Source organism: Microcystis sp. M090S1 (assembly GCF_020246295.1).
Taxonomy (GTDB): domain Bacteria; phylum Cyanobacteriota; class Cyanobacteriia; order Cyanobacteriales; family Microcystaceae; genus Microcystis; species Microcystis aeruginosa.
This window is the reverse complement of the sequence record NZ_JADBTF010000298.1, coordinates 1-11,596: the sequence shown is the minus strand read 5'-3', so window position 1 is coordinate 11,596 and position 11,596 is coordinate 1. Positions and strand designations below refer to the sequence as shown.

At 44.0% G+C, this 11,596-nt stretch carries 7 protein-coding genes and 1 pseudogene; 5 read left to right on the top strand and 3 right to left on the bottom strand.

What is annotated here, in order from left to right; translation table 11 throughout:
• Window positions 1-55 precede the first annotated feature (55 nt).
• Window positions 56-415: pseudogene (locus tag IM477_RS23090) on the top strand (hypothetical protein).
• On the opposite strand, the gene nblS reads toward IM477_RS23090, so the two are convergent.
• The 3 genes from nblS to IM477_RS12915 all read right to left on the bottom strand — a co-directional run bounded on the left by nblS (window position 396) and on the right by IM477_RS12915 (window position 3,104).
• Complete coding sequence (gene nblS / locus IM477_RS12925; RefSeq protein WP_287673451.1) at window positions 396-2,387, bottom strand: two-component system sensor histidine kinase NblS; 1,992 nt, start codon at window positions 2,385-2,387, stop codon at window positions 396-398. The pseudogene IM477_RS23090 and the gene nblS sit on opposite strands and share 20 nt — an antisense overlap.
• A 114-nt stretch (window positions 2,388-2,501) precedes the next feature.
• Entirely contained in the window at window positions 2,502-2,849 is a 348-nt protein-coding gene (locus IM477_RS12920) for a DUF4359 domain-containing protein (protein ID WP_002800601.1), read from the bottom strand.
• A 75-nt stretch (window positions 2,850-2,924) separates the two neighbouring features.
• Window positions 2,925-3,104: a replication restart DNA helicase PriA gene (locus IM477_RS12915; protein ID WP_287732054.1), complete on the bottom strand. Its 180-nt coding sequence runs from the start codon at window positions 3,102-3,104 to the stop codon at window positions 2,925-2,927.
• A gap of 285 nt (window positions 3,105-3,389) precedes the next feature.
• Here IM477_RS12915 and IM477_RS12910 point away from each other — a divergent pair, with 285 nt between their 5' ends.
• The 4 genes from IM477_RS12910 (at window position 3,390) to IM477_RS12895 (ending at window position 11,395) form a co-directional block, all read left to right on the top strand.
• Window positions 3,390-4,523, top strand: coding sequence for a glycosyltransferase (locus IM477_RS12910; protein ID WP_287732053.1), 1,134 nt, complete (start codon window positions 3,390-3,392; stop codon window positions 4,521-4,523).
• 245 nt (window positions 4,524-4,768) lie between these two features.
• Entirely contained in the window at window positions 4,769-5,968 is a 1,200-nt protein-coding gene (locus tag IM477_RS12905; RefSeq protein ID WP_287732055.1) for a hypothetical protein, read from the top strand.
• A 6-nt stretch (window positions 5,969-5,974) separates the two neighbouring features.
• Window positions 5,975-9,277, top strand: coding sequence for an efflux RND transporter permease subunit (locus IM477_RS12900; RefSeq protein WP_287732052.1), 3,303 nt, complete (start codon window positions 5,975-5,977; stop codon window positions 9,275-9,277).
• Between the two features lie 531 nt (window positions 9,278-9,808).
• Window positions 9,809-11,395, top strand: coding sequence for a cation:proton antiporter (locus IM477_RS12895; protein ID WP_287732051.1), 1,587 nt, complete (start codon window positions 9,809-9,811; stop codon window positions 11,393-11,395).
• Window positions 11,396-11,596: the final 201 nt, after the last annotated feature.

Below are 11,596 nucleotides of genomic sequence, written 5' to 3'. Positions count from 1 at the left end.
TATTCTTGGAGTTTTTTCTGGTTTTCTGGGTTCATTGACCGTTTCCTCCTTTGATATATCCCTATTTTACTCGATTCTTCTACCGGTCTCCAGCGCACTCTTCTGCAAAACTGACTTGCTCCCTTTTGCTATAGTCTATGATCATCCCGGCATGACCCTGCATCAAGCTGTCACCGGCGAGTTTTTATGTCAAACTTGTCTTTATCATGGCGATGATAGCTGTAATTTTCCCCAACGTCCCTACGCTAGCAGCTGCACTTTATACAAAAATAGCCAAATAATAGCCGAAAAAATTCCTCCTCTCCCTCTGCCTAGGGTTTTTTAAAATTGGTGTCTCAGAAATAAGGGATTATTGCTATTATTAACCCTGATTTTGGGCAGTATTGCCCTAGCTTTTATAAACTCACGTCGTTAATTTTCTTGCTGGCGATCAAGCCTTGATATAGCTCTAGATCGAACCAGAAAGTTGTGCCAATTCCCACTTCACTAATCAAATTAATTTGACTATAGTGCTTTTCAATAATATTTTTGACGATCGATAATCCTAATCCCGTCCCTTCTAGGGTATGAACGCGATTTTCTACCCGATAGAAGCGATCGAATATGGCACTTTGATCCTCGGCATCGATGCCAATACCAGTATCGGATACTTCCACGCGAATTTTGGGAGTTTCTTGGGGATTATCTCTGCTTATTTTATAGGCACGAATCACCACTTTACCGCCAGCAGGAGTAAATTTTAGGGAGTTACCGACTAGATTAGTTAATACCTGTAAAAGTAGATCATAATGACCTAAAATTGGTAGTAAATTGGCTTCAATTTCCGAGCTTAATTCTAGTCCTTTATCCCTAGCATTGAGTTGATAGGTCCTTAGGGTTTGTTCGATTAATTGTCCGATATCGATCGCATCTAAGTTATAGTTACGGGAGGATTCTAACCGAGAAAGATCGAGAACATCATTAACCAAACGAGTTAAGCGATCGGTTTCATGATTAGCGGTTTCTAAAAACTCTCTTTTTTCTGTATCGCTGAGATCCTCACCAAATTCTGTCAGGGTTTCAATAAAAGATTTGATGTTAAATAAAGGGGTTCTTAACTCATGGGAAACATTGCTGATAAATTGACTTTTTGCCTCATTTAATTCTGTTTCTCTAGTGATATCCTGTAGCGTCATGGCAATTCCCCGGACATTCTCCCGATGCTGATCGAATACCTGAGTTAACAAAAGGCGAATTGTCCGGGTTTTCGTGTTAGTTAAAGATAATCTAAATTCTGCTGGGGAATAGTTATTATTTTCCTGATCAATAACAGCATTTGTCTGATTTTGATTAGCCGATTCTTCTGGCTGGGGGGTTTCTCCTGCCGCAATTTGATAGAGAGGTTTAGTTAGTCTAACCGTTAACTCCGAAGGAAAAAGATGTAGAACATTTTTACCGATAATTTCCCGATCTTCCCAGCCAAATATTTCCCGAGCTGCGGGATTAATTAATAATAATTGAAAATTAGTATCTAAGAGAATCGCCCCATCAGCAATAGTGGACATTAACGTATCTAATTTGGCTTTTTCGGCGGTCATTTCTTCGATATTTTGTTCTTCGTATCGTTCTAACTTTTCCGCCATTTCATTAAAACTGAGAATTAATTCCCCTAACTCTCCTCCCAAGGGTAAATCAACGCGCTGCTTAAAATTTCCTGCTGCAATATTTTTGACGCCGACTAATAACTCCTTGATCGGTTTGGTGATAGTTAAAGCATTAAAAACCGCCCCCAGAATCACCATAGCCCAAATCGAGACAAAAACGGCAATAGTCACATCACGGGTTAGATTAGAAGAAGCGACCACAATAGCGTTAGGATTGATCCCGATCGCTAATACTCCCAAATATTTGCCCTCATGATTTAAGGGAACAAAGACATCGGTTACTTCACCGTCGGGGGTTTTATGCTGACGGACGAGGGGAGTTTCCGCATTTTCGCCATAATTTTCCGGTAATTGAATGCGACGCTCAATCGTCAGGGAGTTCTTAACTTCGGCGGTAGAATAGGGAATGCCGAAAAATATTTGACCCTCCTCGTTAGCGTAGATCAAATAACGCACACTGGAGGTACTACTATAAAAACGGGCTGAAAAACGGGCTAAATCGGTTAAATTGTCCTCAGCAATCAGAGGGGAGACATTAGCGGCTAATAACAGCCCTAAATCCCGGCCAAAACGGGTATCATTGAGACGGACATCCTGCTGGATCGTGTTAACCGCCCAAAAGGTTAAACCACTCATCAACAAAGAAACGGCTAAAGTAGCCGCAGCCATTAATTTAGTTTGGAGGGTGAATTCGGACCACCAACGGGCGATCGCTTCTCGGAGAATGGGCAGAAAATTAAACACGGTTAGGCAGGATTAATCGGTGTTCTTGAGGAGTCTATCGCTCAAATCGCGGGTTAACACGATCATCTTAACTCATTATTAAGCTGGTAGCGGTTAAGCTGGCAGTAATCTCACCTAAGTCTCCGAGAAAGTCAAGAAATGCCCAAAAGCGCCAAGAGTTCTAATTTTAGCTACCCCCGGTACCTCTGTGGTGTAAATACTGAACACACCTAAATTTTGCCGTTGACTAGAGGTTTCGATCGCTGGTTTTAAGATTTGATTTTTGATCACATTTCTGGCTGCCACTGGTAAAGAATCGATCGAGTCACAGAGACTGATTTTCTCGCAAGCGATTTTGTCGGCATGAGCGAGAAGTTTTTCCGAGGCGTATTCGCTGTAAAGTTCTTGGGGGGGATTGGTAAATCCCATAATCCCCGCTACCACCCCCAATGCGATCGCTCCCTTGAAGAAATTACCCCCCATAGCTACTTAGCTCCTTGATTTTGTCTTCTCCACTCTATTTTGACAAGACATTTTCGATCTGGCTAGGGAGCGGTGTTAACTTCTTAACCCAATACCGGCTGCATAGCACTCTAGTACATTTCCCGTAAGACTGCAGCTAATTAACAGATAATCACAGTGAGAACAGGCGGTGCTAACGAGATGGTGTTCTAAAATATGCTGTCTTTCGGCAAAATTTCCACAATTAGGACAGCGTACTTGTTGCAGGGTGATCATAGCAAACCTCGTTAATTAGTTATCTTCTGTATATCAAGCTAGTTTTTCTTGATCCCAATCGGTTTAAGTCTATTTTTTCCTTGATCCCCATTATGGAGTCGATCATCTGATCTTGCTAGTAATTTTTACTAAACTTTGCAATTTTTCTGGAAAATTTTAATAATTTCTTTCTGGTGTTTTTTACCGTGATCGGATAGGTATCGGTAATTTTGGGGAAGAGAAAACCAGTAAGTGAACTATTGATCCCTTACTGCTATAATTACGGCTGAGATTATTGATTATCCTATGAAGTATGCTCTGGTTCACGAGTGGTTAACCCCAAAGGCGACGGGGGGATCGGAATTAGTGGTTAAGGAGATTTTACAATGTCTAGAGGCGGATTTATACGCTTTGATCGATTTTGAGTCCACTAATCCCGATAGTTATCTCTATGGTCGCTCGATCGGGACAACTTTTCTGCAAAATTTCCCGAAAGCGAGAAATGGCGTACAAAAATACTTACCTTTTCTTCCCCTAGCGATCGAGCAGTTAAATTTAGAGGATTATGATGTAATTTTATCCTCCTCCCATTGTGTGGCTAAAGGGGTTTTAATACGACCGGATCAGGTGCACATTTGTTATTGTCACACTCCGATGCGTTATGCTTGGGATTTAACTTTTGACTATCTGGCTAATAGTAAGTTAGGACGGGGATTACCCGGTATTTTCACCCGTTATCTCTTGCATGGTTTGCGTCAGTGGGATGTGATTTCTGCTAATCGTGTGGACTATTTTCTGGCTAATTCCCACCACACCGCTAGACGAATTTGGCGCTGTTATCGACGGGAGGCAAAAGTTATTTATCCTCCCGTACAAATCGAGCGTTTTCCCTACCAAGAGAAAAAAGAAGATTTTTATTTAGTAGTCTCTCGTTTGGTTAGTTATAAAAAAGTCCCTTTAATTGTGGAAGCGTTTAATCAATTGGGATTACCCCTAGTGGTTATTGGAGATGGTCCACAAATGGCTTTAATCCGACAGTTAGCTAAGGATAATATTCAGATTTTAGGTTCCGTGTCCGATCGAATAGTAGCAGAATATATGTCGAAAGCAAAAGCGTTTATTTATGCTGCCTGTGAGGATTTTGGTATTGCTTTAGTGGAAGCGCAAGCTTGTGGTACTCCCGTGATTGCATTTGCTGCCGGAGGTGCTTTAGAAACCGTGCGAGAGCTGCGGGAAAATTCTCCCCAGGGAACAGGATTACTTTTTGGGGAACAAAATCCCCAATCCTTGCTGGAAGCGGTTAAATATTTTGTTGATAACGGTGATAAAATTGATCCAGAAAATTGTCGGCAACAGGCTAATAGATTTACTCCAGAGGTTTTTAGAAATGCTTACAGTTTGTTTATAGAGGAACATTCGATATCTAAAAATTATTGCTAACTTTAATTAGAGCAGTTATCCTAATGGTGAGCTAGGAATTTTTCGTTTTAGGGAGTCGGTCATCGGTCGTCGATAACAAATTAGGTTACACTTTATCTTGATGAGAAACTCTGTATTTCACCAATGGTGGGAGTGCATCACCTGCGCCCAAAATGTAATATTATGGATATTTATCTAAAGTGGAGATGCCAACGCTGATAGCTTACCGTGGTGCTTGTGATGACAGAAAAGCGAGGATTATAGCCGTGCCTTGGAATCGAGTTAATCAATGGGTAGAAAGACGCTCTTTAGTGGCCTTAGAATCAGCTTATCAGAGAGCGCTGAAAATTAAAGCGATCGAAGATAAACATTTTGGGGGACAAAAAATTTCCCCGGCTGCCGTGGGAGGAAAAAGTGTTTATGATTACTTTCAAAGTACCCTAGAGCGAGAATTATTACAGATACGTTTCGATTTAACTCAAGTGCGTCTGGGTAATTTTTTTAATCCTCAAACTAACCCAGAAAATAATAACATCCTAGAGACTTTAAAGGTGATCGAGGATATTATCGGTAAATATCGCCTAGACTTAGAGGAATTGCTGCCCCCATTACCGAATAATCAAACCCCAAATCTGCCTAAAGCGAATCTCACCGGTGATACCCCTAGCGATAAAACTAACCAGACAATTTCTCCTGCAACCAGTAATAAATTTTTTAACTTCCGGCAAGAATTAACCCCAGAATACGAACAAACCGTTATTAAACAACTCCGTAACCTGCGACAACAGCAACGTATTGCTATTCGTTTTATCCTGATTATTATTTTAGTTCCGCTCTTGGTGCAGGTTATTAGTAGGAACTTTATTTTTAGCCCTGTTTTAAACTATTTTGGTGTGGATAGAGCGAAAATATCAGAAGTTTATATTTCTCAGGAAATTGGCGAAAAATATCTCAGGGAATTTGCTAGACTTCAAGAAATTGAAGAAATCAAGCACGTTTTAGGAGTAGCAAAAGCAGGGCATGAATCAGAAGAAAATTTTCGAGAACAGGTGCAGGAATTATTCAGAGAAGCGGGTTATGAAAGTCAAGATGGTTGGAAAAACTTACTCTCCGATATCACTGGATTAATAGCCTTTATTGCGATCTTAATTTTTGGTCGTCAACAATTGGCCATTACGCGAGCTTATGTTAGTCGTTATTTTCTGAGCTTAAATGATATAACCAAAGCCTTTATCTTTATTCTCTTTACCGATATATTTGTCGGGTTTCACTCGGCGGAGGGTTGGACGGTAATCTTAGAAACTTTGTTCCGGCACTTTGGTTGGCGCGAGAATATTACATTCATTAGCTTGTTTGTCGCCACGGTTCCCGTTATCCTAGATACCATCTTTAAACTATTAATATTTAATTATCTGACTCGTAAATCTCCCACTGCCGCAACTATCCTAGAAAAGATGAACCAGTAACGCCCTATGGTCCTTAGTATTGCCGATACCTTCATTAAAAGACCCGTTCTGACCACAGTTTGCTCGATTTTAATCGTTTTGATCGGAGCGATCGCTGTTCCCTTTTTACCCCTAGAAAAACTGCCCCAGTTGGCATTTATTCAGGTAGCGGTAAATGCCAACTATTTGGGAACCGATGCCAAAACCGTACAGGATAACGTTACCACGGTACTCGATCGCCAGATTAACGGGACAGAACAGATTGTTTATATGCAGTCCCAGAGTACCAACACCGGACAAAGTACGGTGAATGTCTTTTTCCCGGTGGAAATGGATCGTAACATTGCCCAAGTCTTGGTACAAAACCGTGTCAGTACCGCCGCCGCTAGTTTACCGGAAGAAGTGAACCGGCAGGGGGTGACAACCAATACCCAATCCCCCAGCGTTACCCTTGCCTACGGGATTTCCGCCAAACCGGACGAAAAGGGCAATTATCCCTACGATACGGTCTTTTTAAGTAACTTTGTCGATCGGGTCATCGATGCGGAGATTCGCCGGATCGAGGGAGTTGGTAGTACAACAATCATCGGGGAAAGGGAATACGCCCTGCGTTTTTGGCTTAATCCTGATGCTTTAGCCGCTAGGGGTGTATCGGCGGAACAAGTAGTACGGGCGATCCGAGAACAGAATATTCAGGTGGGTGCGGGGACAATTGGCGGTGATCCCAGTCCCGAAGAGCAGCAATTCCAGATCGCCATTCGCGCCGTTGGTAGGGTTGCCACCGGGGAGGAAGCGGAAAATATTGTCGTCAAAGTCGGGGAAAATGGCGATTTAATCCGAATTAAAGACGTAGGACGCGCAGAAATCGGAGCCGAAAACTACAGTACCGCCGCCTATTTCGACAAATCCCCCGCCGTTGTCTATATCGTCTATCAGTTACCCGGTTCCAACGCTTGGAATACTGCCAAACTGGTAAAAGAAAAAATGGCGGAACTAGAACCAAGTTTCCCCCCGGGGTTAAATATCGCCATTACCCTCGATAATACCGCCTTTGTCGCCGCTTCCCTGGAAGAAGCCTTTAGCACTCTGGTTGAGGCGATTTTACTGGTTATTCTCGTCATTTTTATCTTCCTTCAGGATTGGCGCACCACGATCATTCCGGCGATCGCTATTCCCGTATCTTTGATCGGAACCATGGCCGTCGCCCTGGCTTTAGGCTATTCTCTCAATAACCTCTCCTTGTTTGCCGTCATTCTGGCCACTGGTTTAGTGGTGGACGACGGCATCGTGATCGTAGAAGCGGTATCGGAAAAATTACGGCAGGGAATGCGGCCATTTCAAGCTGCCCTCGATGCCATGGGCGAGTTAACCTCGGCGGTGATCGCTAGTTCTCTTGTACTACTAGCGGTTTTTATTCCCGTCACCTTCTTCCCCGGTACGGTGGGGATCGTTTATCGACAATTTGCCGTCATCATCTCCGCTTCAATTATCATCTCCACCTTTAACGCCCTCAGTTTTTCCCCCACCATGTCGGCGATTATCATGAAAGCGCCCCAACGCACCCGCGGACCCTTGGGACTGTTTTTCGAGGGCTTTAATCGGGGTTTCAACGCAGTTAAAGAAGGCTATCGACGCTCGATCGAATTTCTGATCCGGCTTCGGTTTCTGGTGTTACCATTCTTTATTGCCGCCCTCTTTCTCACAGCTTGGAGTTATAGCACCACTCCCCAGGGTTTTATCCCCGAAGAAGACCAAGGTTATGCCTTCGTTTTGGTGCAAGCACCCGCCGGGGTTTCCCTGCGCTACACCGACCAGGTTATCCGTCAGATTAACGAAGAAATTCTCGACGGTATCGAAGAAATCGAACACTTTGTCGGTATGGCGGGCTTTAGTTTTGCCGGAAGTGGTAGCAACCAAGGACTATTTTTTGTCAAGTTAAAAGAATGGTCGGAACGGCCCGGCGAAGATAAGTCGGTTTTCGGGGTTCTGCGGAAAATTAACCAACAATTAGCCACTAAAGTCCCAGATGCTCGCGCTTTCGCCGTTAATGCGCCCCCCGTGGATGGATTAAGTTCTACCGGCGGTTTCGAGTTATTTATCCAAAACCGCGCTTCTTTCCCCATGGACGCTTTGATTGCCAACGCTAATAAAGTCATGGCCGAGGCCCGAACAAGACCGGAATTATCGGGAATTTTCACCCAATTTACCACCGACACGCCGATGCTGGAACTTTCTATCAATCGCAACCAGCTACAGGCACAAAACGTCGATATGCAGGCCGTTTTCGCTACCCTGCAAACCTATCTCGGTTCCAACTTCGTCAATCAATTCGTACTAGGCGATCGCTTGTATCGAGTCTTTGCCCAAGCAGAAGCGGATTATCGCTCTAATCCTGAAGATATTAACCGTCTTTACGTCCGTTCCCGTACCGGGGCCAATATTCCCCTATCGGGTTTGGTTAGCGTCAAACGCTTCACCTATCCACCGATTATCACTAACTTTAACCTCTATCCCTCGATTAACGTTCAGGGTAGTCCCGCCCCCGGTTTTAGTACGGGACAGGCGATCGCAGTGATGGAAGATGTTTGTCGGAAAGTCCTGCAGCCCGGTTTCGGTTACGCTTGGACGGGTACAGCTTTCCAAGAAAAAACTTCCGCCGGGGCTGCCCCAGTTATCTTCGGATTAGCCTTTATTGTGGTTTTCCTTGTCCTCGCGGCCCAGTACGAAAGCTACATTGACCCGATTATCATCATGATTACCGTTCCCCTAGCGATCCTAGGTGCCATGGGGGCCTTACTGTTGCGGGCGAATTTCCTACAAGTGGGTAGTCTGTTCCCGGCGGTGAATAATAATATCTATGCTCAGGTGGCTTTGGTCATGTTGATCGGTTTAGCGGCTAAAAATGCGATTTTAATCGTGGAATTCGCTAACCAGTCCCGTACTTTGGGTTTAAGTATTCCCGATGCGGCAGCCCGGGCCTCGACGGAACGCTTAAGACCGATTCTGATGACGGCTATTTCCGGTTTAGTCGGTTTCTTGCCCTTGGTTATCGCTTCCGGCGCCGGAGCGATGAGTCGTTGGTCTCTGGGAACTGCAATCTTAGGCGGTTATCTGATTTCCACGGTGTTGAGTTTATTTCTCGTCCCGGTGTTGTATGTGCTGATCAAACAGTTCGAGGCCCAATTCCTCTCCTCGAAACCCCCGAAAAGTGGCGGTTCTGGCGGCAAAAAAACCCCTTCTCTCGATGGGGAAAGGAATACATCAGAAACCCCCATAGAAGAAGGGGCGATTTCCTCTTTGAAAATCTCTCCTCAGTCCCCGAATGACTAGGGTGTTAGGAGTCTTTTTCAGTAATCAGTGATCAGTAATCAGTAATCAGTGATCAGTCATCAGTCATCAGTGAAAAGAAAGGGGAGCATCTCACCGAGTGCATCTCACATTTGCAGAAATACCGACAATCAGCAATTATTAGTGACTCTTAAATGATTACAAATGTATCAGCAGCTGCCTGTAAGCATCCCACCGAAAAACTAATGCGCGGGGGGTTTGGGGGCGGCGCCACGCCCCCAACGGGGGGTTTGGGGGGTTCTACCCCCCAAAGGCTTGGATTGAGTAATAAAATCGGAAGTAATGACCGATTTTAGTCGAGAGTGTCTCCGTAAAAATCCCAAATTGGTAGATTTACAAAAATGAGATGCACCCCATCTCACATTTGTAACCCTTTAGGGACAAGTATAATTACTCGCTTGCATAAATGAGATACTCCCAAAGAAAAAAGAAAGCTCCGCAATTGCCACTTAATACTGAAAACTGAAATCTGATAACTGCTAACTGATAACTGCTAACTGATAACTGAAAATAATGAGTCTAGAATCTACTGCTAACGAAGCGATCGCTCATAATTTAGAGCAATTCCTGCTAGTTTTGACCATTTCCTTGAGTGTCGCCACTTTATCGAGAACCGTTGCCTTCCTCCGCAAAATTCCCTACACCCTGCTGTTAGTTATTGTCGGTATGGGTTTAGCTTTTTTAGATTTGCGTCTAGTTAATCTTTCCCCGGAATTAATTCTGGAAATTTTTCTGCCTCCCCTCCTTTTTGAAGCCGCTTGGAATATTCCTTGGGCTAAATTAAAGGAATATTGGGTTACTATCGTCCTTTTTGCCGTTATCGGGGTGATTATCTCCGTTTTGGGAGTCGCCTATCCCCTACATATCTTTGCTAATTTACCCCTATCGATCGCTTTTCTGTTGGGTGCTGCCCTAGCTGCCACCGATCCCGTCTCTGTGATTGCCCTATTTAAAGAATTGGGGGCCAGTAAAAAACTAACGATCCTGATGGAAGGGGAAAGTCTCTTTAATGATGGGGTCGCTGTGGTCGCTTTCGTCCTCTTGGTGGGGATTCCCTTGGGAGTCGATACCTTTTCCGTCCCCGTCACGATCGCTCGTTTCTGCACCTTTGTCGGGATTGGGATCGGTGTCGGTTGCGTGATCGGTTTCGGCATTTCCTACCTTACCCAACGCTTCGATTTGCCTTTCGTGGAACAGTCTCTCACCCTAGTTTCTGCCTATGGAACCTATCTCGTCACGGAAAAATTAGGCGGATCCGGTGTGATTGGGGTGGTAATTGTCGGGATTATTCTCGGTAATCTCGGTTCCCGCATTGGGATGAGTCCCCGCACCCGCTTGGTAGTTAGCGAATTTTGGGAATTTATCGCCTTTTTTGTCAATTCTATCATCTTTTTACTGATCGGTGATCAAACTCGTTTTGAGAGTCTCGGCAGTCACTTAACCGGGATTTTAATAGCGATCGCCGCTATGGTGGTTTCCCGTTTGCTGTCCATTTTTGGACTAGGGGGAATTAGTAACCTAATTACGGGCAATAAGATCAGTTTCAAGGAAAGAACGGTGTTATGGTGGGGAGGATTGCGCGGTTCGGTTTCGATCGCCCTAGCGTTAAGTGTTCCTACGGCCATCCCCTACCGTCAAGAAATTATTGACGTGGTTTTTGGGGTGGTTTTATTTACTTTATTGGTGCAAGGATTATCCATACAATGGCTGTTAAATGCCCTCAATCTTATCGGTGATCAACCGATTCGCACCGAATATTCGGCCTTAATTGCTCGTCAAATTGCCTTAACTAGGGTGTCTAATTATCTGCAACAACCAGAACGTTTTCCCGATATCGATCCCGAATTTTATCGCCACAAAAAAACTCTGGTGGAAGGACAATTAAAGTCCTTGGCAGATCAGTTGCAAAAATTACTACAGGAACACCCGCAATTAAAAGATGTGGTAGCCGAACAATTTCAAGATACTTTACTTGATATCGAAGCTAATACCTACGCAGAATTAATTCGAGCCGGTCGTTTAAATGAAAATCTCGTTCCCCTTTTAGTCGAGGTAGAAGAAGAAAAAGAGATGGGGCGTGATAATTATCAGGGCAATTAGGTCTTTGGGCATCTCGAATAATAGATTTTATTAAGAATTGAGTCGCCTGAAACCCTAATTAGGGTTTGCTGAATAATGGTAAAAACCTTACAGGAAAGGGCTTTTAGCTTGATTGAGAGCTTCCCAAATGCACTTAAATCTGCTAGAATCTCTTAAAACCCTTGCATCACCCTTGCATCACCCTTGCATCTTCTCTAATTA

Bases quoted from the DNA above. Each gene is read 5' to 3' on its own strand.
- IM477_RS12910 (WP_287732053.1), top strand. From the start codon at position 3,390: ATGAAGTATGCTCTGGTTCACGAGTGGTTAACCCCAAAGGCGACGGGG.
- IM477_RS12920 (WP_002800601.1), bottom strand. From the start codon at position 2,849: ATGGGGGGTAATTTCTTCAAGGGAGCGATCGCATTGGGGGTGGTAGCG.
- IM477_RS12900 (WP_287732052.1), top strand. From the start codon at position 5,975: ATGGTCCTTAGTATTGCCGATACCTTCATTAAAAGACCCGTTCTGACC.
- IM477_RS12915 (WP_287732054.1), bottom strand. From the start codon at position 3,104: ATGATCACCCTGCAACAAGTACGCTGTCCTAATTGTGGAAATTTTGCC.
- IM477_RS12895 (WP_287732051.1), top strand. From the start codon at position 9,809: ATGAGTCTAGAATCTACTGCTAACGAAGCGATCGCTCATAATTTAGAG.